Below are 26117 nucleotides of genomic sequence, written 5' to 3' on the forward strand. Positions count from 1 at the left end.
GCGACGCACCACCGGAAATGCCGGTCGAGTGCGGCCGCGAGGCGCGAAGCGGCTGGGCTCCAACTGCCTGCCAACACGCTAATCGTCGCCCCGGTCCAACCGAAACACAGCCGGGGCCCCGACCGCCGCGTCCTCCCGAAATGGAGCGGGACGCTAATGGTAACTGCCGATGCGCGGGGAGCGCCTGATGCCTAGAGCACTGAAAACAGGCCGCACCCCGTCCATCTCGCCCCCGCCGCGACTTTCGACACTTTCCCGCCTTTTGGCGGCGAGCCGTCGAACGTGCGCGCGCGCAGGAGACGACTTTAATGTCCAAGAAAATGCTGATCGATGCAGGTCATCCAGAAGAGACCCGCGTCGTCGTACTCGACGGTTCGAAAGTTGAGGATTTTGACTTCGAAGCGGCCGCCCGCCGCCCCATCCGCGGAAATATCTACCTCGCCAAGGTAACGCGGGTCGAACCCTCCTTGCAGGCAGCCTTTGTGGAGTATGGCGGCAATCGCCACGGCTTCCTCGCCTTCAACGAGATCCATCCGGACTACTACCAGATCCCCTATGAGGACCGCATGGCCCTCGCCGAGGAGGAAGCCTCCGCGGCTGACGAGGACGAGGACGAGGCGGATGACGCCAAGGCCGAGACCGATCCGGAATCGCAAGCCGCGTCCGAGGATGCTGACGGTGACGGTGATGCCGAGGCGCCGGAAACCATTGGCGATGACAGCGAAGAAGACGATATCAGCGACCAGCAGGCCGCGCGCCGCCGTCGCCAGATGTTCCGCAAGTACAAGATCCAGGAAGTCATCAAGCGCCGGCAGATCCTGTTGGTCCAGGTGGCCAAGGAGGAGCGCGGCAACAAGGGCGCGGCCCTGACAACCTACCTGTCACTGGCCGGTCGCTATTGCGTGCTGATGCCGAATACGCCGCGCGGCGGCGGTATCTCCCGCAAGATCTCCAATGCATCGGATCGCAAGCGCCTGAAATCCGTCGTCTCCGAACTGGAACTCCCCAAGGGTGTCGGCCTGATCATTCGCACGGCCGGCGCGTCCCGGACCAAGGTCGAGATCAAGCGCGATGCCGACTATCTGCTCCGCCTTTGGACGAATATCCGCGAACTCACGCTGAATTCCGTGGCGCCGGCGCTGATCTATGAGGAAGGCAATCTGGTAAAGCGCGTCATTCGCGATCTCTACGACAAGGAGATCGACGGCGTGCTGGTGGAAGGCGAAGAGGCCTACAAGGAGGCGAAAGCCTTCATGAAAATGCTCATGCCGAGCCACGCCAAGAAGGTGCAGCACTACAAGGAAACCGTGCCGCTCTTCCTGCGCCATCAGTGTGAAGCGCAGCTTGAAGCGATCTATTCGCCGGTCGCACCGCTCAAGTCCGGCGGCTATCTGGTTATCAACCCGACCGAGGCCCTGGTCTCGATCGATGTGAACTCCGGCAAGTCCACCCGCGAACGCAATATCGAGGCGACGGCGCTGAAGACCAATCTGGAAGCCGCCGCTGAAGCGGCGCGCCAGATGCGTCTGCGCGACCTTGCCGGCCTGATCGTCATCGACTTCATCGACATGGACGAGAGCCGCAATAACCGCGCTGTCGAGAAGAAGATGAAGGACATGCTGAAGCGCGACCGCGCCCGCCTCCAGGTGGGACGCATCTCGCAATTCGGCCTGATGGAAATCTCGCGCCAGCGCCGCCGCTCGAGCCTTTTGGAAGGATCCACGACGACCTGCCCGACCTGCAAGGGCACCGGTCATTTGCGTTCGACCGAGTCGAGCGCGCTGGTTGCCCTGCGCGGTCTGGAGAAGGAAGGCACACGCGGACGCGCCAAGCGTATCCGAATTTCGGTGCCGACCTCGGTTGCCATCTACCTGCTCAATGACAAACGCGATCACCTGTTGATGATCGAGCAGCGTTTCTCGATGAGCATCTCGGTCGCCGCGGATGACAGCATCCTGGCCCCCGAATTCGCCATTGAGGCGCTTGAGACGCGCGAGCCGGGCGAAGAATTGACGATCGCTCCGCTGTCCGTCGAATCGATCGAGGAAATCGAAATTCCCGAAATTCCGGACGAGGAAGACGCGGAGATTGAAGACGAAAGCCGCGAAGCGGCCGGTGGCCGTCGTCGCCGTCGTCGCCGTCGTCGCAAACCGTCTTCGGACGATACCGCGGCCGCGATGGAAGTCGTCAATGTGGAAAGCGATGACAGCGAGGCCGAGGACGGCAGCAGCGAAGGCGAAAGCCCGCGTGATGCGGCCGGGGAAGATGGCGACGACCAGCCACGCCGCCGCCGCCGTCGTGGTCGCCGCGGTGGCCGTGGCCGTCGCCGCACCGAGGACGAGGTCAATGCCGACGAAGCGAGCAATGACGCCGGCAGCGCCACCGAAGCCCCGGAACCGGACAGCGACGCTGCGGTGACGGCGGACGGCGACACGCCTGACAGCACGACCGAGGCGGAGCCCGCAGCGGCGGACGAAAAGCCCAAGCGCCGGCGCACCTCGCGTCGGAAACCGGCGGCAGCCGAGAGCGAGCCAACCGCTGAAACGGCTGAACCGGACGAGGCGGCCGCGCAAGCCGACGCGGTTCCGGCAAGCGATGGAAGTGCCGAGGAAGCGCCGAAAAAGCGCACTCGCCGGCCGCGCAAGAAGGCAGCCGAGACGGTTGCTGATACGGTTGCTGAAACACCCGTGACCGAGCCCGCCGCCGAGACCGTTGCCGAACCGGCTCCGGAAGAGGCTCCGGAAGAGGCGCCCAGGCCCAAGCGTCGTACGCGTCGCAAGAAAGCCGATGAGGCTCCGGTTGAAGCGGCCGAGCCGGTCGCCGAGCCCGCCGAGCCAGCCGAGGCTGAAACCGCTGCAGACGCCGCAGCGGACGCGACGGAAACCGAGGCCGGGTCCCGTGACACCGAAGCCGCGCCGGAAGCGGCCGAAACCGCCAAGCCGGCTGACGACAATGGCAAGTCCAAACGTCGTGGCTGGTGGAACCGGACCGGCATTTTCGGGAACTGACCAAGACGAGGGTTGCCCGGCCGGCCCGGGCAACCCATCTTGGTACTGGTGGCGTCATGGGGTGACGTTGCGATCTTGGGCCGAGCGGGGGCCGATCAGTGGAGGCAGGATGTCCATCCTGAAAACCGTCGCCGCAGCCTGCGTTCTAGCTGTCGCCACACAAGCGTCCAGCCTGGGTCAGTCCTTGATCCGGGACACGGAAATCGAGCACATGCTGCGCGATTACTCCGACCCCATCCTGGAAGCCGCCGGCCTGCAACCGGCTGATGTCGACCTCTATATCGTTGCCGATCCCACGCTCAACGCCTTCGTGACCGGCGGCCAGAATATCTTCCTGCACACCGGCATCATCCTCGAATCGGAGACGCCCAATCAGCTCAAGGGCGTGATCGCCCATGAGGCGGGCCATATTTCCGGCGCCCATCTTGCCCGGGTCGGCGACGGAATAAGTGCCGCGCAGGCGCCGATGTTCGTCAGCCTCGGGCTCGGCGTGCTGGCCGCCCTGGCAGGTGAAGGCGGCGCTGCAGGGGCCCTTCTGGCATCGTCGCAGCAATTCGGCGCCCTCTCCTTCATGACCTATAGCCGCGCCCAGGAAGCGTCGGCCGACCAGGCCGGGCTGCAATTCCTCGAAGCCAGCGGCCAGTCGGCCACGGGCCTCGTGGAGTTCTTCGAACGCTTCCGCTACCAGGAAGTGATGTCGAACGCCCGCCGCTTCCCGTATTTCCGCTCGCACCCGCTGTCGTCAGAGCGGATATCCAACTTGCGCGGTGGCGCGGCCGAGTCGCCCTACTACGAAACACTCGACAGCCCCGAGGAAATGGCCCGGCTTGCGCGCATCCAGGGCAAGATCTACGGCTTCCTTGCGGAACCGGAATTTGTCTTCTACCGCTATCCGGAAAGTGACCACTCGCTGCCGGCCCGCTACGCCCGCGCCGTGGCCTACTATCATGACGCCCGTCTCGACCGCGCCTTGGCAGAAATCCTCAGCCTGCTGGAAGAAGAGCCGGACAATCCGTATTTCCACGAGCTGCACGGCCAGATGCTGTTCGAAAGCGGGCATGCCGAAGAGGCTATCGCGCCTCACAGGCACTCGGTCGAGCTCGAGCCAACCGCGCCCCTGCTGCGGGTCAATCTCGCCATCGCCATGATCGCGGCTGACAATCCGGACTATCTGGACGAGGCCGCACAGCATTTGCGGGTCGCGCTGGATATGGAGCCTGACAATGGCTTCGCCTGGTATCAGCTCTCGATCGTTCACGAGCGCAATGGCGACACCGCCCTCGCCCAGCTCGCCATCGCGGAACAATCCTATGCCGCCGGGAATCGCCAGCGCGCACATCAGTTTGCGTCACGGGCCCGAACGTCGCTGGAAATCGGGACGCCGGCCTGGGTGCGGGCGACCGAGATCGAATCCGTCTCGGTGCCAACTGAGGCGGAGCTCCGCCAGGCGCGCCGCCAGCGCCTCAACTGACGGCGGGCTGATGGCGCCTCCACCGGCGGATGATGGCGACCAGGCACAGGCTGTCACCGTGCAGCCGATCGACAGCCTGTCGGATGTGACACGCGAGGCGTGGGACCGTCTGGCAAACCCGCCGGGCGCCGAATACGATCCTTTCCTGAGCTGGGACTTTCTCGAAGCACTCGAGGCGAGCGGTTGTGCCAGCGCGGAGACCGGCTGGGCACCCCGTCACCTGCTGGCGCGGGATGCAAACGGACAGCTGGTCGGTGCCCTGCCCCTCTATGTCAAATCGCACTCGATGGGCGAATATGTTTTCGACCACGCCTGGGCAGACGCCTATGAGCGCGCTGGCGGCCAGTATTACCCCAAACTCCTGACGGCGGTTCCCTTTTCTCCGGTCACCGGCCGACGCATGCTCGGCGAAAGCCGGGCGATGCGGCAGGCGCTGGCCCGCGCGGCCTGCGATCTGGCCGAGCGGTGGGGCGTCTCGGGATGGCATGTGAATTTCCCGGGAGAGACGGAAGCGGCCGAGCTTGAGGCCAGCGGCCTCCTGCCGCGCCTTGACCGGCAATTCATCTGGACCAATCGCGGCTATGGCAGCTATGACGATTTTCTCGCGGACCTGTCCTCGCGCAAGCGCAAGGCCCTGCGCAAAGAGCGCGCGGCAGCACAGGACGGCATCGAGATCGAGCACCTGACCGGTGATCAGCTGCGCCCGGAACACTGGGATGTCTTTTACGCCTGCTACCAGGAGACCGGTTCGCGCAAATGGGGCTATCCCTATCTCAATCGGGCCTTCTTCGACCTCTTGCACCAGCGCCTCGCAGACCGGGTCCTGCTGGTCATGGCCAAACAGGACGGGCGCTATATCGCCGCCGCGCTCAACCTGATCGGCTCGCACGCGCTCTACGGCCGCTATTGGGGCAAGCTGGCCGAGCATCCCTACCTGCATTTCGAGCTGTGCTATCATCAGGCCATCGATGCTGCGATTGCACGCGGTCTCGGTCGCGTGGAAGCGGGCGCCCAGGGCGACCACAAGCTGGCCCGCGGTTATCGCCCCCACGCCGTCCACTCGGCCCATTTCATCACCAATGAAGGCTTTCGGGACGCCGTCGCCCGGTATCTTGACCAGGAGCGCGCTGGCGTCACGATGGAGATCAGGCTGCAAGATGCCGACAGCCCGTTTCGCAAGGATCTCGATTGAAACGCCGGCTTCCCGACTACTCGTCCTGGCAGAATGAAGCGGCCGTGGTCGCCTGTACGCTGCGCGCGGCCGGAATCCCGGCGACCGTTGCCGACTGGCATTTCATCTCGGTCAAGCCGGCCTTGGAGTTCGGGTATAACCGGCCACGCGTCCTGATTCCGCCCGCCTGCAGGGATGAAGCAATCGCTTACCTGAATGCCCTCGAACCGATATCGAGCGAACCGCTCTACCCCTGCCCTGACTGCGGCCGCGAAACCCGCCGGATCCGGCGCATACTGGCCATGCTGGTGATTACCTGGCTCGGCAGTTTCCATCCGTTTTTCTTGCGCCGGCGCCGTTGCGGACACTGCCGCAAGACATTCAGGCCCGACCCACCCGCGTCATTCACCGCCGAAGAACTCGGATACGAGGCAGAACAACCCGGCCTTCTGGCAAGGCTCAAGCGGTTGCGGCAAGCGGGTCTGTATCGGCAAGATGCCGAGGCCTGACAGCCTGCGCTGGACGCCGGTCACCCGCATACGCTAGGCAAGGCAGACCCCTGCTGTCTGCGGAGAGACACAATGAGCCTCGACGGCCAATACGATCCCGACAATATCTTTGCGAAAATCCTGCGCGGCGAACTGCCCTGCGTGAAGGTCTATGAGGACGAGCACGTGCTGTCGTTCATGGATATCTTTCCGCAGGCGCCGGGGCATGTGCTGGTGGTACCGCGTGAACCGGCCCGCAATGCGCTTGAGATGACCGACGGTGCCCTGCAGGCCGCGATCGTCCGGGTCAAGCGGATCGCCAGGGCCGTCAAGGCAGCCCTGGCACCGGACGGGATCGTGCTGACCCAGTTCAACGGCGCACCGGCCGGGCAGACTGTCTTCCATGTCCATTTCCACATCATTCCGCGACAGGACGGCGTCCCGCTCGGCGCGCATGGCGGCGGTCAAGCCGACATGGACGTGTTGCAGGATCAGGCGACCCGCATTGCGGCAGCGATTGAAACTCCCTGACCGCGATCGCGCGTCACGATCCGTTCAGCGCAGCCGGCCTTCGAAGGTCAGGAAAACGAGCAGCGCAATGATGGCGCCTTGCAGGGTGAAGGAGAACAGTGCCCAGGCATCGGCATTGACCATGTTTGAAAACAGGTTGTTGCTGCCCATGATCACCCAGTCGGCACGATCGAGCACGAAGGACAGGATGAAGGCCGGCAAGGCCCAGCGCTGGCCACGCAAGACCAGGACCAGCGTCACCACATTCATGATGACGTGGGAAAAGAAGAAGACTTCCTGCGTTACCGTCAGGCTCTGCACAAAGGCTGACGCCAGGACCGGATCAGGCCACAGCCCGATACGGGCCGAGATATCGTTGATAGCCCAATAGGCGCCATAGGCCACCTGGACCGACAGCAGGCCGACTAGAATGTGGAATGGCGTATCGCGGCGCGTCATATGTATCCCAATGCAAGCGGGCCGGGCGCCCGCGCGCCGGTGAGCTCGTGATCCATGAAGCATGGCATGAGTCACCCGATGGCTATAGTGCGACAGGTATTCAGGTCAGCGTTGCCAAAAGCGCCAGGAAAGGCCCGCCAAACGTCTCCAGCTTCTTGGGTCCGACGCCGTTGACCGCTGCCATATCGTCGAGCGAACGCGGCCTGAGATGCGCCATGTCGATCAGTGTCGCGTCAGAGAACACGACATAGGCGGGCACATTGCGCTCGGCTGCCAGTTCGCGACGCAATGCCTTGAGCGCCGCCAGCACATCGCCATCAACACCTGCCGCCGCAGCCTCGATGGCTTTCCTGGGGCGTTTGGACGCGGCCGGCTTGGCGGTGATTTCCCGGATCTCCACGGTCTGCCCGCCCTTGAGCACGGCGCGCGCATCAGCGGTGAGTTTGAGCGCACCGAACCCCTGGATATCGATCTCCAACAGACCTGACGCCACGCACTGCCGGGTCAGCCCCTGCCAAAAGGGTTTCGGCCGATCAGCGCCTATCCCGTAGGTGGGCAGGCTGTCATGGCCACGCGCCCGGATCTTTTCCGTGTCCGCGCCTCGCAGGACATCGATGACATGAGCTGTGCCAAAACTCTCACCGGTCCGCACGATTGCCGAGAACAGCATCTGGGCCTCGCGGGTGCCGTCAATCAGGGTTGGCGGATCCAGGCAGAGATCGCAATTGCCGCATGGCTTGCCGCCGCTCTCACCGAAATAGGCGAGCAGGGACAGCCGACGGCAGCGGGTTGCCTCGCAATAGGCCAGAAGGCTGTCGAGGCGCTTGTGCTCGCGGCGGCGATGTCCGTCATCCTCGCCATCCTGGTCGATGAATTGCCGCCGCATCCGGGCGTCGGCGAGGCCATAGAGCATCATCGCCTCGGCGGGCTGGCCGTCTCGGCCCGCGCGGCCGATTTCCTGATAGTAAGCCTCCATCGAGCCGGGCATGTGGAGGTGAAAGACATAGCGAATGTCAGGCTTGTCGATACCCATGCCGAACGCGATCGTGGCCACCATGACCACCGCCTCCTCCGCCATGAAGCGTTCCTGGTTTTCGCGCCGCACCTCGGGTGCCAGGCCAGCATGATAGGGCAAGGCGTGATACCCCTGCTCCCGCAGCAGGGCGGACACCTCCTCCGTTGATTTGCGCGACAGGCAGTAAACAATCCCGGACACGCCACGACGCGAGTCGAGAAAGTCCAGCAATTGAGCTTTCCAGCCTCCCTTGGGCGAAACCGAAAGGGTCAGGTTGGGACGGTCAAACCCGTGCACGACAATCTCGCCGCCGGTGCCGAACAGCCTCGCCGCAATATCGGCCCGGGTCGCTTCATCAGCGGTCGCCGTGAAGGCCGCCAGCCGGGCGTCGGGAAAACGGTCGCGCAGATGGCAGAGTTCCTCGTATTCCGGTCGGAAACTCGCCCCCCATTTCGAGATGCAGTGCGCCTCATCGACGACAAACATGGCTGGCTTCACTGCCTCCAGCGCAGCCAGCATGCGGCCGGTCATCAGGCGTTCTGGCGACAGGTAGAGCAGGCGAATCTCGCCGGACTGGACGCGGCGCCAATCGTCGACATTGTCGCCCCTGTCACGTCCGGAATGGATCGCGGCTGCCTTGACGCCATTGGTCTGAAGCGCCGCCACCTGGTCATCCATCAGGGCCGTCAGCGGTGATATGACAACAGTCAGCCCGTCCAGGATCAAAGCTGGCACCTGATAGCAGATCGACTTGCCGGCCCCGGTCGGCATGACGCACAGGGTCGGTCGGCCTGCAAGGATGTGATCAACGATGTCGGCCTGTCCGGGCCGAAAACCGGGAAAGCCGAAAGTAGCGCGGAGGACAGCATCAGGGCTGGGCTGCGACATGATTTTCTCGGTCCCGCTTGCGTTACCCTGTTCTGGGCGACTTCGGACGTCGCATCAATCATTCTGTCGCAGCGTTGATGCCCCATTCCGGCCGGGTGTCACCCTGGTGACGTGTCGGGACATGCGGTAATCGCCTATACAGTCGATGGCACACGAATGGAGCGGTACTGGAATAAGCCTGAAGGCCCTTCGTCATGACAAAGGCTGGTCGCAAGCGGAACTGGCGCAGATCAGCGATCTCAGCGTGCGCACGATCCAGCGCCTGGAACAGGGGCGCCCGGCCAGCCTCGAAGCGGTCAAGGCCCTGGCCGCTGCATTCGGGACAAGCGCTCAAGCAATCCAGGCCAGGCTCGGGCCAAGAGGCCCCGAAACACGCCAACCGGCGCAGGGCCACGCCTTTGCGGCCCTGGCCTGGCATCTTGCCGGCTATCTCGCGACCCTTATCGCGCTTGTGGCCCTGGTCTGGCGCTTCGATGCCGACCCACGCATCGCGACCGGCCTCGGCATGCTGGGGGCCGCCGCCCTCTTCCTTCATCTCGCGGCCCACCTGCATTATTCACCCCGACGCCGCAGCCGCGGCCGCTAGCTCATGGCCGTTGCGATGCGGGGTCAGTGAAGGCGCGCGCGCCAATGCTGACACGATCATGGCGCCTGTCCGCCCGGTCGAGCCCGGTCAGCGGTGCCGTCGCCAGAAACCAGACCCGGCCGCCGGCAGGCCGTCGAGCACACCATCGGGCAGTGATTGAGGTGATGCCGCGGGCCGCTACTCCGTGAACATGGGGGCGTTGGCGATCAGGCGATCAAACCGGAACGTCTTGATGAGGAAATGGATGCGGCACCCTGGCCGGGCCCTCGCCTCGGCCTGAAGGACCGGCGTGATCGACGTCTTGAGCTGCAAGCGTGGATACCGGTCGCAAACCGCACCGATCTGGTCAGCATGCACCACGTCCAGCCCGAGCCCGGCCACATCGCCACCTGCCCCGGCGCGAAGCAGCTCGGCTTCCCGGCCATGGCGAGCCTCGATTTCGATATTGAGGTGAAGCGTGATGGCCTGGGCCATCAGGCGAGCCCGCGAACCGGACCAGTCATGCTTTGCGGCCAAGGCCTCGGCCATGCGGGCACCGGGAAGGGTGAAACAGCGCTCAGCTCGCCCTGCCAGCGAATGACGCTCGGTCAGCCCGAGATCGTGCAGCATCAAACCGGTGAAAAGCACCTCATGGTCAACCGGTTCCCGACCATCATCGAGCAATCTCGCCCAGAACCAGGCCCGCATGCAGTGATTGAACAGCCAGGGCTCGCTGGCGTCTTCACAGACCGCCATCGCCTCACGCGCAATGGCGCTGTCGGGCGGCAGGATGTCATCGACCTCGACATGGCGCAGCCGAACATTGTCACGCAGGCGCGATCGGGTCGCGGCCCGGGCGCGCACGCCCTGACCGATCAGCCGCAGCCGGTCAACAAGACCGAGCTTGCCATGCGTCTTTTCCATCCAGTCGAGAGTACCGGTCCGGGCCATGCTGTAGCGCTCCTGTCAGCTGACCGGGGACCGTAGAGATGTTGCGGCTGTCTTAAATGACAATAAACGACTATATCTCGCCAATGCCCCAAACCCGCAACATCCATTTTGTGACCTTTCCCGGCGCCGAACTCCTTGACCTTGCCGGCCCGGCCGCCGTGTTCACGGCCGCCAACCAGCTGACCGGAAATGCCCTTTACAGCGTTGACGTTGTTGCGCTGTCGAACGGCGCAATCCCGCATGGCGGAGGCCTCGCTCTCACGGCCCGATCACTGGCGGATCTGACACTCGGACCGGACGACACACTGCTGGTCGCCGGTGGCTATGAAAGCGGGCTTCGCGCGGCCCTCAAGGACACCCGCCTGCTTGCTGCCCTGAACCGCGCGGCGAAGCCGTGCGGACGGATCGGATCTGTATGCAGCGGCACCTTCCTGCTGGCCCAGGCCCGTGTCATCACCCATCAGCGCGTCGCGACACACTGGCGAGGCTGCAACGAACTCGCCGAACGATTTCCGGACCTCACGGTTGATCCCGAAGCGCTCTATGTGCGTGACGACAGGTTCTGGACGTCCGCCGGTGTTGCCACCGGCATTGATCTGGCCCTCGCCATGCTTCAGGCCGATCATGGTCGTTCGCTGAAAACCCGTGTTGCGCGTGAACTTGTCGTCTATGCGCACCGGCCGGGACACCAGTCCCAGTTCTCTGATGTCCTCGATGCCCAGGCCCGCACGGATGACCGCTATCGCGACCTGATCGACTGGATCCTGCAGCGGCTCGACCAACCCTTGAAGATCGCCGACCTGGCCGCCCGTTGCGGCCAGACCGAACGCACATTCCACCGCCGTTTCAGTGCGGAAACCGGCATGCCGCCTTCACGATTTGTCGAGAGCCTGCGCATGAAATACGGCCGTGACCTTTTGGAAGCCGGTACGCCGGTCAAACAGGTTGCCGGCCGGTGCGGATTCCGCTCTGAATCCGCGTTCCGGACGGCTTTCCGGCAGCAATTCGGCGTCTCACCGGGACAGCATGCACGCATGCAGGCAGGCTAGATCAGGATATTGGGTGACCACATCATCATCCAGGCGCCGAACAGGCCCAGTGCTGTCACCACGGCGCCCGATGTAATGACGCTGGCAAGAACGAGCTTGAAGGGCATGGACCGGCTGTCCCGGGCCTTCTGATAGAGTTCCAGCAAGACAAGCGGGATCAGGAAGGCCAGATAAGGCATCACGATGTCGGTCGGTCCGTTCATCGACCGGCTCATACCGGCGCCACCGCTGGCAATCGCCCACGCCATGTAGCCGACGCGGAGAAACCAGACACCATTGACCACCAGGAACAGCCGCATGGCCCAGCGTCGATGCAGGTCGATCCGGCGGGCCATGGCGTGGCGGAGCGTGAAGGCGGCCGTGACAAGTATCAGGAGACCGTCAGTCGTGGTGCCCAGCGCCGCCCAGTCATTCATGCGGGTTCCACGAACCCAGATGAGGATGATTCCACCCACGGCAAGGAAGACCGCCACTGCCAAGTAGGCGCGGCCGGTCCAGCGATGAAAGGCGGGGTATCGGCGGCGGATGACGGGCAGCAATTGCAGGACGCCGGCGACACTGACGAAGGCGGCGAGCAGGACATGCGAGATGAAGCCGAGATTGCCAAGCCAGTCGCCCTGGACATAACCATTGATCAGGCCGACCTCGTTCCAGCGCTCATACTGACCGGATGCCGTGCGCGGAATATAGGCGCCCAGAATGTAATAGGTGAACATCCACTGGCCGGCAGCGGCGATGGTGAACCACAGGACACCGCTCGCCTGGAGCAGGCTCTGCGGTGTGACGCGTCGGCGCCGGGGCGGCGTGGCGACGGTATCGGACATGATCTTGCCTTTCATTCTGGTCGCGAAGAGGCCGCGAACAGACGCGACCAGTGCCCAAACGCCATGCGCGGACGTCAGCGTCTCGCCGATTTGGAAATCGGTCAGAGAATAATGGCCGGGATCGCAGAGGTTTGATGCCGGTCGGAAATGTGCGACACAGGGCTTAGCGCACGGGGCGCCCAAATTCAGGAGGTGCGGTCCGATGCTGGAAATCGCGGGCGCCATCAAACTGGTCACATGCGCTGCGGCGATCGTCTCGATCCTGGCCGTCCTGACCGTGCGTCAACGCAGCGGCCTCCTGATTGCCTGGGCGATATTCTGTGCCGGTCTCGCCGCCGTGATGATCCGCGACGTCTTTCCCGATTATACCGGCCCGTTCGCCGCTGTTCTCGCGATCACCGGATGCGCGAGCTGCAGCTGTTTCTGGCTTGTAGCACGCGGCATCTTCCGCGCTGATATCGGCTTCGGCCTGCCGCAGGCGGTTCTCATCGGCGGCATCTTCGCGCCGTCGGTGATCAATCAGTCGCTGATCTTCATCGCCGCCGAGCGCATTATCGGTGACGCCGGGCTGACGGGCCTCATCGCCGCCACGAGCAGCTTCCAGACCATGCTGAGCTCAACCGTTCTGGTTCTCGCCTTCTGGGAGGGCTTGCGTGGCTGGACGAAACGCCAGTCGCTTCCCGAGCGGCGCCTGCGCATCGGATTTCTCGCCAGCTATGGCACCTGCGTATCAGTCTGCGTCATGTTGCTCGATCACGGCCATACAACGCGCTTCGACGCCGGTACAATTGCGCTCGCCCAGGCTTTCTGCGGCCTGTCGATCTTTGTCGCTGCCGGGCTGGCCGTGATCTGGCGCCAAAGTCACCCCTTGCCGGTCGCTGGCGACGACGGTTCAGCCAAGACGGCACGGACCACGACAGCACGGACCACGACAGCAAGGACCGCGGGCGGCAGTGCGCCGAGCGCGGAGGAACAGGCCCTGGGACAATGGGTGCGCAAACGTGTCGAGGCGGACCGGCTTTTCCTCGACCCGGATCTCAAGGTTGCCACCCTCGCCCGTCGCCTGCGCGAACCCGACTATCGGGTCAGCCGTGCGATTACCAACGGGCTCGGCGAGCGAAATTTCAACCGCTTCATCAATCGCTACCGGATCGTTCACGCGGCGGCGCTGCTGCACGACCCTTTGCAGTCCTCCGCCAGCATTCTCGATATTGCGCTGGAAAGCGGCTTTGCCTCGATCGGCCCGTTCAACCGGGCGTTCAAGGAACAAACCGGCCTGACCCCACGCGCTTTCAGGCAGCAAGGCCCCGCACCGGACACCGGCCGGGAGATCGCAACTGCCGAGGGCGCTGCGACGTCCTGAGTCCAGCCGTCGATCCCCCCTGAACGCAAAAACGGCGCCCCTCAAGGCGCCGTTTTCAGTTCGACAGGAGGGGAGGATCAGACCTCTTCCTTCTTGTCCTTTCTCTTGGCATTGCGCGGCAGGAGCCGGTCGCCCGGCGTGATGTGGAAATCGAGCCGGTTGCTGTCGGCCTCGTCCACATCGACCTTGACGAGGCCCCCCTTCTTGAGCTCGCCGAAAAGGATCTGGTCGGCCAGGGGCTTCTTGATGTGCTCCTGAATGACGCGAGCCAGGGGACGGGCGCCAAAGCGGCTGTCATACCCGCGCTCGGCCAGCCAGGCCGTGGCATCCGGCGTGAGCTCGAAGGTCACACCGCGATCAATGAGCTGGGCTTCCAGCTGCAGCACAAATTTCTCGACGACGCGACCGATCGATTCCGGCGACAGCGGCGCGAAGGGAATGACCGCGTCGAGACGGTTGCGGAACTCCGGCGTGAACAGACGTTCGACCGCTTTGTCCGCCTCGTCCGTTTTCTTGCCGCGACCAAAGCCGATCGATTCCTTCTGCGCGTCGGATGCGCCCGCATTCGTCGTCATCACCAGGATGACATTGCGGAAGTCGACCTTCTTGCCATTGCTGTCGGTCAGCGTGCCATTGTCCATCACCTGCAGGAGGATGTTGAACAGGTCCGGATGCGCCTTCTCGATTTCATCGAGCAGCAGCACGGAATGGGGATGCTGATCGACGCCATCGGTCAAGAGTCCCCCCTGGTCAAAACCGACATAACCCGGAGGCGCGCCGATCAGGCGGGAGACGGCATGCCGCTCCATGTATTCCGACATGTCGAAGCGCTGCAGCTCGACGCCGAGCGTATCGGCCAGCTGCTTGGTGACCTCGGTCTTGCCGACACCCGTGGGGCCGGAGAAGAGGTAGCAGCCGATCGGCTTGTTCGGCTCGCGCAGACCGGCTCTCGACAGCTTGATGGCGGTGGCCAGCTGGTCGATGGCCTCATCCTGACCAAACACGGTGTGCTTGAGATCATTCTCGAGATTGCGCAGCGATTGCTCATCGTCTTTCGAGACGGTTTTCGGCGGGATGCGGGCCATGGTGGCGACGACGCCCTCGACCTCTTTCACACCGATTGTCTTCTTGCGCTTGGACACAGGCTGCAGCCGCATCTGGGCCCCGGCCTCGTCGATCACATCAATCGCCTTGTCCGGCAGTTTGCGGTCGCCGATGTAGCGCGAGGACAGCTCGACTGCCGCTTTCAGCGCGTCATTTGTGAAGCGGACATCGTGGAAGTCCTCGAAATAGGTTTTCAGGCCTTGCAGGATCTTGATGGCATCCGGCACGGACGGCTCGGCGACATCAATCTTCTGGAAGCGCCGGACCAGCGCCCGGTCCTTCTCGAAATGCTGGCGGTATTCCTTGTAGGTGGTCGAGCCCATGCAGCGCAGGCTGCCCGACTGGAGCGCCGGCTTCAGCAGGTTGGACGCGTCCATGGCACCGCCCGAAGTCGCGCCGGCCCCGATGACGGTGTGGATCTCGTCGATGAAGAGGACGGCATTGTCCTTCTCCTCGAGCTCCTTGACGACCTGCTTCACGCGCTCCTCGAAATCACCGCGATAGCGGGTTCCGGCGAGCAGCGAGCCCATGTCAAGCGAATAGATGGTGGCGCCGGCAAGCACGTCGGGAACCTGGTCCTCGATGATCTTGCGGGCGATACCCTCGGCGATGGCGGTCTTGCCAACGCCCGGATCGCCGACCAGCAGCGGGTTGTTCTTGCGCCGACGACACAGGACCTGGACGCAGCGTTCGACTTCCGCGTCACGGCCGATCAGCGGGTCAACGCCGCCCTTCCGGGCCTTTTCATTGAGGTTGACCGTATAGGCGGTGAGCGCATCACCATCCTTTTGCGGCTCCTCGGCCGGTTCAGCACCACGCACGGCGCGTTCTTCCGTCACGCCCGGCTTGCGACCAATGCCGTGCGAGATGAAATTAACCGCGTCATACCGGGTCATGTCACGCTCGGCGAGGAAGTAGGCCGCGTGGCTTTCGCGCTCGGCAAACAGGGCCACCAGGACATTCGCCCCGGTCACTTCTTCGCGGCCGGCGTTCTGGACGTGAATCACGGCGCGCTGGATGACACGCTGGAACCCTGCAGTCGGCTTGGCGTCCTCGTCATCATCGACGACGAGTTCGGTCAGCTCATTGTCCACGTATTCGGTCAGGGTCGCTCGAAGTTCATCGAGATCGACGTCGCAGGCTTTCATCACTGCCGCGCCGTCCTGGTCGTCCACGAGAGCAAGAAGGAGATGCTCCAGGGTAGCAAATTCATGCCCACGCTCATTGGCGTATCCCAGAGCGCGGTGCAGGCTGTCTTCCAAGTCTGAAGAGAATGAAGGCACCACTCTATTCCTTTTCCATTGTGCACTGCAGCGGGTGTTGGGCCCGCCGTGCGGCGTCCATGACCTGGGCTACCTTTGTTTCGGCAACCTCATACGTATACACGCCGCACATTCCGACACCGTTCTGATGTACATGCAGCATGATTCGCGCTGCATCCTCGGGCGACTTCCGGAAAATGCGGACGAGAATCTCGACCACGAATTCCATCGGCGTGTAGTCATCATTGAGTAGCAAAACACGGTAAAGCGAAGGTTTCTTGGTTGCCGGCCGGGTCTTCGTAGCGAGGCCAGTTTCCTCTTCTACGCCCGTATCTTCATGTTTTCGTTCGGTCATATTTTAAACGTGCTCGAATATTACTTCGCTACTCATCGGGACAGATAGGAATCCGCACCGGACTTGGAAAGAGACGGTCCGCAGCACCGCCAGGACACAAGAATAACACGCCCGGAAATTTCTTGCTTCCCGTTTCGCCGCGATCAGCCTAAAAAGGCGCTCCCTGATGACATCGGGGATCCGCCGGAACCATCCCGCAATCACACGGGCCCGGTCGGGGAGGACACCAGCGTTTCGTCCAGCAGCCGGAAAACCGGCGCCGAAACGCACCGGACCGAAGGATGACTGCATCCAAGGTCCCAAGACGGCCAAAAGGCCACACCGCCTCTGCGAGGCGACGCCGACAAAAAAAGGGCCCGGTGACAAATCACCGGGCCCAGTCGGGGAGGAAAATTCAAATTTCGTCAGCTCGCAGTGCCGGTCACAGTGCCGGCAAGCTGGGCTCAGCGCTGCGCCTGTGCGAGTTCCATGGCGGCCGCGACGCGATCGTTCAGCGGCTTCACCGAATTCTTGAGCAGGTCGGAGAACAGCTCGGAAGTCTTGTTGACCTCGGCGAGGTAGTTTTCCATGGCCGACTTGGTGAACTCGGACTGGATCTCGAAGATCTCCTGGACCGATTTGGCCGACGCGAACTTCTTGGTCGCGGCAACACTGTCTTCCATGGCCGACTTGGCATAGGTCACGGCGTTGGTGTTGGCGGTCTCGAAACCCTTCCCGGCCAGCGTCGCGGAGGCGATCATGGCTTCGACGGTTTCTTTCTGGAAATTGCTGGCTTCGGTGACGGATTTCATCGTCTTCTCGAAACCTTCCTTGAGCGCTTCATTGCTCGCGGCGGTCATGCTCTCAATGGTATCATTCATGGCAAAGCTCTTTGCGGTGCGGGCAGCGGGATTGGCTTTGGGGGCCGGCTTGGCTGCCTTGGGGGCTGGTTTGGACGGCGCAGACTTCACTCTCGCCGCAGACTTTTTCGGCGCGCCCTTCTTGGCTTTCGCCGGTTTGGCGGATGTCGCCTTTACCGGTTTGGCCGGGCTCGCCTTGGCAGTCGTCTTCACCGGCGCCACAGTCGGCGACACAATACGGGGTGCGCTCGGGGCGTTTGCTTTGACAGCAGCGGCTTGCGGTTCGGTGGAGGTTTTATCGACGTCGCTCATCACGGGTCACTGTCTGGTTGCTACACTTGCTGCAAATGCTCTTCGCAGTCGCAATATAAATACGCACCGCACCGGCTCGGGTCAAGCAAAATATGGTGCACTGCACAAAAATTATCGCGTCACCGCGTGCACGCCTTAACCCGCTGGCAATGAGCACAGGGCAGGCTGGCTTCCATGATCATGTCAGCCCGCCTCTTCGTCGTGACAGTCGCGCTTGCCATTACAGGCCTGTCAGCGCCTGCTCATGCGAACAATTCGCGCTACGCCGCCTTCGTCGTCGACGAAAATACCGGCGTCGTGCTCCATTCCCGGCGCTCGGATGCGGAGCGTTACCCGGCCTCGCTGACCAAAATGATGACGCTCTACATGCTGTTCGAGGCGCTCGAGGCCGGTGAAATCGGGCTCAATGACCCGATCCGCGTCTCGGCAAACGCATCGAATGCCAGCCCGTCCCGGCTCGGCCTGAGCGCGGGTGACACCATCTCAGCCGAGAATGCGATCCGCGCCCTCGTGGTCAAAAGCGCCAATGATGTGGCTGTCGCCGTCGGCGAGCGCCTCGGTGGCGGAGAAAGCCGTTTCGGCGCTTTGATGACAACGCGCGCTGCCGAGCTCGGCCTGACCAATACGACCTTCCGCAACGCTTCCGGCCTGCCCAATTCGCGCCAGACCACGACGGCGCGCGACATGGCCCGGCTGGCGATCGCGCTGCACCGTGATTTCCCGCAGTATTTCGACTATTTCAACGAAGAGAGCTTCACCTGGAATGGTCGCACCTATCACAATCACAATTCGCTGGTCGGTCGGGTGCGCGGCGTGGATGGCCTCAAGACCGGCTATATCCGCGCCTCAGGCTTCAATGTCGTCGTCTCAGCCGAGCGCGGCGACCATCGCCTGATCACGGTGATCATGGGCGGTCCGAGCGCTGCGGCCCGGGACGCGCATGCCGAGGAATTGATCGAGGCGGCCTTTGCGACCCTCGAGCAACGTCAGGACACCCGGCTTTTCGCCGCCCTCTCCTCACCCCGTATCAATCCGGTGCGCCAGCAGGACCTGATCGCGCGTGACGTGGCCGCGCTGCATCTGAGCGAACCGACCGAAATGGGCTCCGCCAATCCGCCGCCTGCCCTGCAGGTTGTACTGGCTGACGAGGACGAGATGCGTGTCGAACCGCTGGCGCCGGCCCGCCTTGACACGCCGTCGCGCTTGCCCCGGACCGAGCCCAGCCTGATCCGAGGCGCGTGGTCGATCCAGGTCGGGGCCTACAATACCGCAGACGCCGCCCATGAGCGGCTTGCCGAAGTGGCGATTTTCTCCGGCGCACTCGACACGGCCCAACCGGCCGCCCGCGCTGTCACGGTCAGCGGTGACCGCCTGTGGCGCGCCCGCTTTGAATCCCTGACCGAGCACGAGGCCCGCCTCGCCTGCCGGGAGCTCAGCGCCCGCGACCATCCTTGCTTTGCTGTCGCTCCGGGCCGATAAGTCCGGTCTTTGACGGTCTGGCCCGGCTGACTTCCGGCGCCCATGTGTGCGTCGCACTGGAATCCTCCGGTCGGTTGACACAACCTTTCCGCTCGAACACTTTCGCGCGCCTTGGCCGCTGCCCGGCGGTCCCTGCCACATGTCTGGAACCAAGCACCGATGAATGTCGTCGTCGTAGAATCCCCGGCCAAAGCCAAAACCATCAACAAGTATCTCGGGTCGGACTACACGGTTCTGGCGAGTTTCGGACACGTGCGGGATCTCCCCGCCAAGGACGGTTCGGTGAAACCGGACGAAGACTTCTCGATGGCATGGGAGATCGACACGGCCTCCGCCAAACGCGTCAAGGCGATCGCCGACGCGGTGCGAGAGTCCGACCGCCTGATCCTGGCCACTGACCCGGATCGCGAAGGCGAAGCGATTTCCTGGCACCTGCTGGAAGCGCTCCAGAAGCGCCGCGTCCTCAAGGACGTCGTCATCCAGCGGGTTGCCTTCAACGCCATCACCAAGCCGGCCATCCTGGAAGCGATGGCGCATCCGCGCGCTGTCGACATGGAGCTGGTCAACGCCTATCTGGCCCGCCGCGCGCTCGACTATCTGGTCGGCTTCACCCTGTCGCCGGTCCTGTGGCGCAAGCTGCCGGGTTCCCGTTCGGCAGGCCGGGTCCAGTCGGTGGCCCTCCGTCTGATCTGCGACCGCGAGCTGGACATCGAGAAATTCCGCTCCGAGGAATACTGGACAGTGGACGCCGAGGTAACAGCCAAGTCGGATCCTTTCCGCGCCAAGCTGGTGACCCTGGATGGCAAGAAGCTGCAGAAGATGTCGATCAAGGATCGCGCCAGCGCCAATGCCGCTGTCGAGGCGATCAAGGCGGCCGAGCTATCGATCACCGGCGTCGATGCAAAGCCCGCCAAGCGCAACCCGCCGCCGCCCTTCACGACGTCGACGTTGCAGCAGGAGGCGGCGCGCAAGCTCGGCTTCTCCGCCACGCGGACCATGCAGACGGCACAAAAACTCTATGAGGGTGTGACGCTGGGCGGCGAAACCACCGGTCTCATAACCTATATGCGGACCGACGGTGTCTCCATGGTGTCCGAGGCGATCAGCCAGGCCCGCGACGTGATCGGCAAGGAGCACGGCTCGCTCTATGTGCCGTCCACCCCTCGAATGTATGCCACCAAGGCCAAAAACGCCCAGGAAGCGCACGAGGCTATCCGCCCGACCAGCTTCTCGCGCCTGCCGGAAAAGCTCTCGCTCGATCCGGACATGGCGCGCCTCTACCAGCTGATCTGGCGCCGCGCCGTGGCCAGCCAGATGGAAAGCGCCCGCTTTGAGCGGACCACGGTCGACATCGCCTCCACGGACGGCAGGACAGCCCTGCGTGCGGTTGGCACGGTCCAGCTCTTCGACGGTTTCCTCGCCCTCTACCAGGAAGGCCGGGATGATGAAGAGGATGAGGGCGAAAGCCGTCTGCCCAAGCTGAGCCAGGGCGCGGCCGCGACCGTTGGCAAGACCCATGCCGACCAGCACTTCACCCAGCCGCCGCCGCGCTTCACCGAAGCCTCGCTGGTCAAGCGGATGGAAGAGCTCGGCATCGGTCGCCCGTCGACCTATGCCTCGACCCTGCAGGTGCTGCGCGACCGCGACTATGTGCAGATGGACAAGAACCGCTTCCATCCGCTCGACAAGGGCCGCGTCGTCATTGCCTTTCTCGAGAATTTCTTCGCCCGCTACGTTGAATATGATTTCACGGCGGCGCTGGAGACCCAGCTCGACAAGGTCTCGGCCGGCGAACTCGACTGGAAGCAGCTACTGCGCGATTTCTGGACCGATTTCCGGGCCGCCGTGGACGAGATCGGCGAGCTCCGCATCACCAACGTTCTGGACGCACTCAACGAAGCGCTTGCGCCGCACATCTTCCCGGACAAGGAAGACGGCACCGATCCGCGCCTGTGTCCCTCCTGCGGCGAAGGCACACTCAGCCTGCGGCTTGGCAAGTTTGGCGCCTTCCTGGGCTGTTCGAACCATCCTGACTGTTCCTTCACCCGCCAGATGAGCCCTCCGGGCGAGGACGATGTCCAGGGCGACCGGGTGATCTGCGTCCACCCCGAGACCGGCAAGGATGTCGAGCTCAAGAATGGCCGTTTCGGCTGGTATCTGCAGATGCAGCTCGAGGGCGAGGACAAGCCCAGGCGCTCGTCCATACCCAAGGGCTGGGACGCCGCCACACTGACCGAGGAGCAGGCGATCAAGCTGATCGATCTGCCGCGCACGGTCGGCGAACATCCCGATGACGGCCAGCCAATCACGGCCAATATCGGTCGCTACGGCCCCTATGTTCATCACGACAAGACCTATGCCAACATCCCCTCGGTCGAGGACGTTTTCGAAATCGGCGTCAATCGGGCCGTATCGGTGATTGCCGACAAGCGCGCCAGCGGTGGCCGACGCGGCGGCACGGCCTCGGCGCTCAAGGAATTGGGCGAGCATGACGGCAAGCCGGTCCGCATCATGTCCGGCCGCTACGGCCCGTATGTGAAATACGAGAAGGTCAACGCCACCCTGCCCAAGGATACCGATCCGGAAACTGTGACACTCGAACAGGCAATGGAATGGGTCGAGGCCAAGGCGGCCAAGGGAGGCAAGAAGAAGGCGCCGGCCAAGAAGACGGCGCCCAAGAAGACTGCCGCAAAGAAGAAGCCTGCGGCCAAGAAACCCGCAGCGAAGAAGACCGCCGCGAAGAAGACGGCCGCCAGCACAGCCAAGGCGGAGTAGACCCGATGGCCGGCAAGACAGAGTTTGATGCCGGCCTTACCCGCGAGGCGGTCGTCGAGGCCGTCCGCGCCGGCGGTGGTGAATACGGCAAACGCGAGCTGGCACGCGAACTGGCCCTGAAGGGCAGCGACGCCAAGCGCGCCCTCAAGGACGCCCTGCTCGCCCTGACCGAAGACGGCACGATTACCCGCTCCAACGGCAAGACCTATGCCCTGCCGGGCGCCCTGCCCGCGGTCACCGTGGTGCAGCTGATCGGTCGCGACAATGATGGCGAGCTTCTCGCCGAACCGGTGCGCCCGGATCGTTCAGCGCCGCTGATCAGGCTTGCGCCCGGTGAAGGCGCGGGTGGCAAGGGCACGCCGGCCATCGGCATTGGCGACAAGGCCCTCGTCCGTCTCGCCTTGCAGGAAGACGGCAGCTATGAAGCCCGACTGATCAAGAAGCTCGGCCAGAGCGCCCACAAGCTGCTCTGCGTACTGCACAAGCCGCAATCCGGCCCCTTCCGCCTGCAGCCCGTCGACCGCCGCACACGCCATGAACTCGTGCCCGCCAAGGGCGAGGCCGAGAAAGCCCGCGATGGCGATCTCGTCCTGTGCCAGATCGCCAAGGAGCGGCGTCACGGGCTGAAGACGGCCGAGATCATCGAAGTCGTGGGCGATGCCAACTCACCAGGCGCCGGCAGTCTGATCGCGCTCTATTCGCACGGCGTGCCGCAGGGTTTTGCCGAAGCGGAACAGCGCGAGGCCGACGAGGCGCCGCTGGCCACTCAGGCCCGGCGCGAAGACCTCCGGCCCCTGCCCCTCATCACCATCGACCCGGATGATGCCAAGGACCATGACGATGCGATCTGGGCGGAGGCTGACACGGATCCGAAAAACCCCGACGGCTGGCAGGTCATCGTCGCCATTGCCGATGTCGCCGCCTATGTAACGCCCGGCGGCGCACTCGACCGCGGTGCCTTCAAGCGCGGCAATTCGGTCTATCTGCCCGACCGTGTCGTGCCGATGCTGCCCGAACGCCTGTCCAATGACCTGTGCTCGCTGCGCGAGAAGGAAGACCGGCCCTGCCTGGCAGTGCGCATGGTCTTCGACAAGGCGGGCAATAAACGCTCGCACCGTTTCCTGCGCGGCTGGATGCGGTCGGCGGCCAAACTCTCCTACACCCAGGCCCAGGCGGCCATTGACGGGCAGGATGGCGGTCCCGCCAATGCGCTGCTGGAAAGCGTGCTGAAACCGCTCTGGGGCGCCTATTTCGCCTGCCGCGAGGCGCGCGATCGCCGCGAGCCGCTGGACATCGATGCCCCGGAACGGCGAGTCCGCGTCGGCGCCGACGGCAAGGTGCTCGCCATCGAAACCCGCCAGCGCTTCGACGCGCACAAACTGGTCGAGGAGTTCATGATCCAGGCCAATGTCTGCGCCGCGGAAAGCCTGGAGGAAAAACACGTCCCGCTGATCTACCGGGTTCACGAACCGCCTTCGCGCGAAAAGATCGACGCGCTCGCGGATTTCCTCCCAACGGTCGGGCTGAAATGGACGCGCGGCGACAAGGTCGCGACCGGGCGTTTCAACCAGCTGTTGAAACAGGCCAAGACTTCCGAGCACTACGAAACAATCAATGAGGTGGTCCTGCGCAGCCAGTCGCAGGCGGTTTATGACACGCAGAACCAGGGCCATTTCGGCCTCAACCTGCAACGTTACGCCCATTTCACCTCACCGATCCGGCGCTATGCCGACCTCACCGTCCATCGTGCCCTGATCCGCGCCCTCAAGCTGGGCAATGACGGGCAGTCCGATGAGGAACGCAGCCGCCTCTCCACAATTGCGGAGGACATCACCCATTCCGAGCGCCGCGCCATGGCGGCCGAGCGTGATGCGGTGGATCGCTTCGTCGCGGCTTACCTGGCCGACAAGGTCGGGGCCGAATTCGACGGCCGGATCACCGGCGTGACGCGTTTTGGCTGTTTCGTGCGCCTGACCGAGACCGGCGCTGACGGGCTGGTCCCGATCTCGCGGCTCGGCGAGGAGCGCTTCGAACATGATGAGCGCGCGCATGCCCTGGTCGGCCAGCAGACCGGCTCGCGCTTCCGCCTTGGTATGCCGGTGCGGGTCCGAATCGACGAGGCCACTCCGGTCACCGGCGGTCTCCTGCTGGACATGTTGACCGAGCCGGAAAAGGGCGATCGTCCCAATCGCCGCAATCGCGGCCGCACCGGCGGCCCGCCCAATGGCAAGCGATCCGGCCGGCCCTGGAAGAAGGGGCGCCGCCGGTGAGTGACGAGCGGCATCGAAGAGACCTCAAGCCGATACGCCCCCGCCTGGCGGCCTCGCTGATCCTGACCCGCCGTGACGGCGAGCGGGTCGATGTCCTGATGGGCCGCCGCTCCGCCAAGCATGTCTTCATGCCCAACAAATACGTCTTCCCGGGCGGCCGTGTAGACCGGGCGGACAGCACGGCGCCGCTTGCCCGCGACCTCGATGACCGGGTGCTCGACCTGATGTCCCGCGCGCTCGCTCCGCGCCGGGCCCGCGCGGCCGCAGCAGCGGCCATCCGCGAAACCGCCGAGGAAACCGGTCTTTTGATCGCCCGTGAGGCCTCCTTCGCGAACCGCCACGCCAATTGGACGCCCTTCCGGCGGGCCGGCGCAGCACCGGACCTCGCCTCGCTCAAGCTCATCACCCGCGCCATCACGCCTCCCGGCCGCACACGCCGCTTCGATACCTGGTTCTTCACCACCGACGCCTCCGCCCTGCTCGACGACCGCGCGCCCAAGCCGAGCAGCGAGCTGGAGGATGTTCAATGGGTGCCCCTGGCCGAGTCCCGCGCCCTCGACCTGCCCATGGTCACCCATTTTGTGCTGGATGAATTGAAGCGCGTCCTGCCACCTGGTCCGGAGCATCCGCGCTGCATGCGGGCGGTGCGCGGCAGAATGGTTGTCGAACCACTGTAGGCAGGCAAGACGAGCCGCGCCGGCGGCGCTATAGCTCGCTACATGACCAATCCGCTGACCGATCCCCGTCTTGCCAACAACCGCTCGCTGATCGCGGCGATCTGTTGTGCGGCTGTTTGCGGGACCGTGTTCGGCCTCTCCATGCCGCTGATCTCGCTGCGCCTGGAAGGCATGACGTCGTCAGGCCTGATCATTGGCCTCAACGGCGCGGCGGCCGCGCTGTCAACGCTGGTGATGGCGCCGATCGTACCGCGCCTTCTCTCGCTCGTGCCGGGCCGGGTGCTGATCGTCGTCAGCCTGGTTCTCGCAGCCAGCCTGCACGCACTCTTCCCGATCTTCGAGACTGTTCCCGCCTGGTTCGTGCTGCGCTTTGTCATGGGTTGTTTCATGACCGTAACCTTCGTGATCTCGGAAACCTGGATCAACCAGATCGCAACGCCGCTGCGCCGGGCTACGATCCTTGGGGTTTATGGCACGGTCCTGTCAGGCGGTTTCGGCGTCGGCGCCTTCCTGTTCGGGCAATTGGGAACCGCCGGCAATGCCGGTTTCTATGCCGGAGCCCTGATCTTTCTTGCCGGGGCGCTGCCGATCATCCTGTTGCAGGGACCGGCCGCACAGGCGCCGGGCAAGGACGAAGCCTCGCCCAAGGCGATTCTGGGCGCCGCCCGGCTGGCACCGGCCGCAATTGGCGCCGCCCTGGCGTTCGGTGCACTGGAAACCGTCCTGTTCTCGCTGGCCCCGGTCTACGGCGACCGGCTGGCGTTGAGTGATGGCGGCATCGCCATGGTCGCGATGGCCGCGGCGGCAGGCGCCCTTGTCTTCCAGATACCGCTCGGCTGGCTGGCCGACCGGACCGATCGACGCGAGGCGCTGAAATGGATCGCCACCACGGCCGCCCTGACCCCGCTCGCGATCTGGGCGGTGGGCGACTATCTGCCCGGCATGATGGTGCTCTTTTTCATCCAGGCCGGTGTTGCCAGCGGGCTCTACACGGTTGGCCTCGCCCTGGTCGGCGAACGCTTCAGCGGCGGCGCAATCGCGGCCGCCAATGCCGCCTTCATCTTCGGCTATGGCACCGGCTCCCTGTTCGGACCGCCAGCATCCGGCGTGGCCATGGACGGGCTGGGGCCGCACGGGCTGATGATCGTCATGGCGGTGATCGCCGCCATCTATGCAGCGCTGGTCTGGGCGCGTGCATCACAAACGGATGCAGACAGTTGACAGCGGCGCTGCCGTGCGTATGTTCGCGCGCTCTCGCGTCGGCATGGGGCCGAATGCGCGC

21 protein-coding genes are annotated in these 26117 nt (G+C 64.0%); 14 read left to right on the forward strand and 7 right to left on the reverse strand.

Features of this window, described 5'->3' with window-relative positions; translation table 11 throughout:
* Positions 1-308: 308 nt before the first annotated feature.
* The 5 genes from QZZ02_RS04465 to QZZ02_RS04485 all read left to right on the forward strand — a co-directional run bounded on the left by QZZ02_RS04465 (position 309) and on the right by QZZ02_RS04485 (position 6669).
* Entirely contained in the window at positions 309-3008 is a 2700-nt protein-coding gene (locus tag QZZ02_RS04465) for a ribonuclease E/G (protein WP_291842655.1), read from the forward strand.
* Positions 3009-3117: 109 nt separating this feature from the next.
* The gene (locus QZZ02_RS04470) at positions 3118-4479 is read left to right on the forward strand and encodes a M48 family metalloprotease (protein ID WP_291842656.1); all 1362 of its coding nucleotides are present in this window, start codon (positions 3118-3120) and stop codon (positions 4477-4479) included.
* A gap of 10 nt (positions 4480-4489) precedes the next feature.
* The gene (locus QZZ02_RS04475) at positions 4490-5671 is read left to right on the forward strand and encodes a GNAT family N-acetyltransferase (protein ID WP_291842657.1); all 1182 of its coding nucleotides are present in this window, start codon (positions 4490-4492) and stop codon (positions 5669-5671) included.
* A complete protein-coding gene (locus QZZ02_RS04480; RefSeq protein WP_291842659.1) occupies positions 5668-6159 on the forward strand; it encodes a hypothetical protein in 492 nt (163 codons plus the stop codon). Before QZZ02_RS04475 ends, QZZ02_RS04480 begins: the two co-directional genes overlap by 4 nt.
* A gap of 72 nt (positions 6160-6231) precedes the next feature.
* Positions 6232-6669, forward strand: coding sequence for an HIT family protein (locus tag QZZ02_RS04485; protein WP_291842660.1), 438 nt, complete (start codon positions 6232-6234; stop codon positions 6667-6669).
* Positions 6670-6693: 24 nt separating this feature from the next.
* Here the strand turns inward: QZZ02_RS04485 and QZZ02_RS04490 are convergent, their stop codons facing one another.
* Positions 6694-7107, reverse strand: coding sequence for a hypothetical protein (locus tag QZZ02_RS04490; RefSeq protein ID WP_291842661.1), 414 nt, complete (start codon positions 7105-7107; stop codon positions 6694-6696).
* A gap of 100 nt (positions 7108-7207) precedes the next feature.
* Positions 7208-9010 carry a DNA helicase RecQ gene (gene recQ, locus QZZ02_RS04495; protein ID WP_291842663.1) on the reverse strand — a complete coding sequence of 601 codons (1803 nt, stop codon included), beginning with the start codon at positions 9008-9010 and terminating at the stop codon, positions 7208-7210.
* A 145-nt stretch (positions 9011-9155) separates the two neighbouring features.
* Between recQ and QZZ02_RS04500 the strand changes: the two genes are divergently transcribed.
* The gene (locus QZZ02_RS04500) at positions 9156-9596 is read left to right on the forward strand and encodes a helix-turn-helix transcriptional regulator (RefSeq protein WP_291842664.1); all 441 of its coding nucleotides are present in this window, start codon (positions 9156-9158) and stop codon (positions 9594-9596) included.
* 177 nt (positions 9597-9773) lie between these two features.
* Here the strand turns inward: QZZ02_RS04500 and QZZ02_RS04505 are convergent, their stop codons facing one another.
* A complete protein-coding gene (locus tag QZZ02_RS04505) occupies positions 9774-10526 on the reverse strand; it encodes a hypothetical protein (protein ID WP_291842665.1) in 753 nt (250 codons plus the stop codon).
* A gap of 56 nt (positions 10527-10582) precedes the next feature.
* Here QZZ02_RS04505 and QZZ02_RS04510 point away from each other — a divergent pair, with 56 nt between their 5' ends.
* The gene (locus QZZ02_RS04510) at positions 10583-11575 is read left to right on the forward strand and encodes a helix-turn-helix domain-containing protein (protein WP_291842666.1); all 993 of its coding nucleotides are present in this window, start codon (positions 10583-10585) and stop codon (positions 11573-11575) included.
* Here QZZ02_RS04510 and QZZ02_RS04515 read toward each other — a convergent pair.
* Complete coding sequence (locus QZZ02_RS04515; protein WP_291842668.1) at positions 11572-12399, reverse strand: DUF2306 domain-containing protein; 828 nt, start codon at positions 12397-12399, stop codon at positions 11572-11574. The genes QZZ02_RS04510 and QZZ02_RS04515 overlap by 4 nt on opposite strands.
* A gap of 202 nt (positions 12400-12601) precedes the next feature.
* Between QZZ02_RS04515 and QZZ02_RS04520 the strand changes: the two genes are divergently transcribed.
* Positions 12602-13762 carry an AraC family transcriptional regulator gene (locus tag QZZ02_RS04520; RefSeq protein WP_291842669.1) on the forward strand — a complete coding sequence of 387 codons (1161 nt, stop codon included), beginning with the start codon at positions 12602-12604 and terminating at the stop codon, positions 13760-13762.
* A 77-nt stretch (positions 13763-13839) separates the two neighbouring features.
* On the opposite strand, the gene clpA is transcribed toward QZZ02_RS04520, so the two are convergent.
* The 3 genes from clpA to phaP all read right to left on the reverse strand — a co-directional run bounded on the left by clpA (position 13840) and on the right by phaP (position 17343).
* Complete coding sequence (gene clpA / locus QZZ02_RS04525) at positions 13840-16149, reverse strand: ATP-dependent Clp protease ATP-binding subunit ClpA (protein ID WP_291842670.1); 2310 nt, start codon at positions 16147-16149, stop codon at positions 13840-13842.
* A 4-nt stretch (positions 16150-16153) separates the two neighbouring features.
* Positions 16154-16483: an ATP-dependent Clp protease adapter ClpS gene (gene clpS, locus QZZ02_RS04530; RefSeq protein WP_291842671.1), complete on the reverse strand. Its 330-nt coding sequence runs from the start codon at positions 16481-16483 to the stop codon at positions 16154-16156.
* Positions 16484-16926: 443 nt separating this feature from the next.
* Complete coding sequence (gene phaP, locus QZZ02_RS04535; RefSeq protein WP_291842673.1) at positions 16927-17343, reverse strand: TIGR01841 family phasin; 417 nt, start codon at positions 17341-17343, stop codon at positions 16927-16929.
* Between phaP and QZZ02_RS04540 the strand changes: the two genes are divergently transcribed.
* From QZZ02_RS04540 to QZZ02_RS04565, 6 genes are all read left to right on the forward strand, one after another.
* Entirely contained in the window at positions 17342-17773 is a 432-nt protein-coding gene (locus QZZ02_RS04540; protein WP_291842674.1) for a hypothetical protein, read from the forward strand. The genes phaP and QZZ02_RS04540 overlap by 2 nt on opposite strands.
* 35 nt (positions 17774-17808) lie before the next feature.
* Complete coding sequence (locus tag QZZ02_RS04545) at positions 17809-19113, forward strand: D-alanyl-D-alanine carboxypeptidase (RefSeq protein WP_291842675.1); 1305 nt, start codon at positions 17809-17811, stop codon at positions 19111-19113.
* A gap of 159 nt (positions 19114-19272) precedes the next feature.
* Positions 19273-21888, forward strand: a complete 2616-nt coding sequence (gene topA / locus QZZ02_RS04550; RefSeq protein WP_291842677.1) for a type I DNA topoisomerase — start codon at positions 19273-19275, stop codon at positions 21886-21888.
* A 5-nt stretch (positions 21889-21893) separates the two neighbouring features.
* Positions 21894-24158 (forward strand): ribonuclease R, encoded by a 2265-nt coding sequence (rnr, locus tag QZZ02_RS04555; RefSeq protein ID WP_291842678.1) that lies wholly within the window; start codon positions 21894-21896, stop codon positions 24156-24158.
* Complete coding sequence (locus tag QZZ02_RS04560; RefSeq protein WP_291842679.1) at positions 24155-24835, forward strand: NUDIX domain-containing protein; 681 nt, start codon at positions 24155-24157, stop codon at positions 24833-24835. The genes rnr and QZZ02_RS04560 overlap by 4 nt, the downstream gene beginning before the upstream one ends.
* Before the next feature lie 42 nt (positions 24836-24877).
* Positions 24878-26056 (forward strand): MFS transporter, encoded by a 1179-nt coding sequence (locus tag QZZ02_RS04565; RefSeq protein WP_291842680.1) that lies wholly within the window; start codon positions 24878-24880, stop codon positions 26054-26056.
* Positions 26057-26117: the final 61 nt, after the last annotated feature.

The sequence above is a fragment of the Maricaulis sp. genome, assembly GCF_015665295.1.
Classification (GTDB): Bacteria; Pseudomonadota; Alphaproteobacteria; order Caulobacterales; family Maricaulaceae; genus Maricaulis.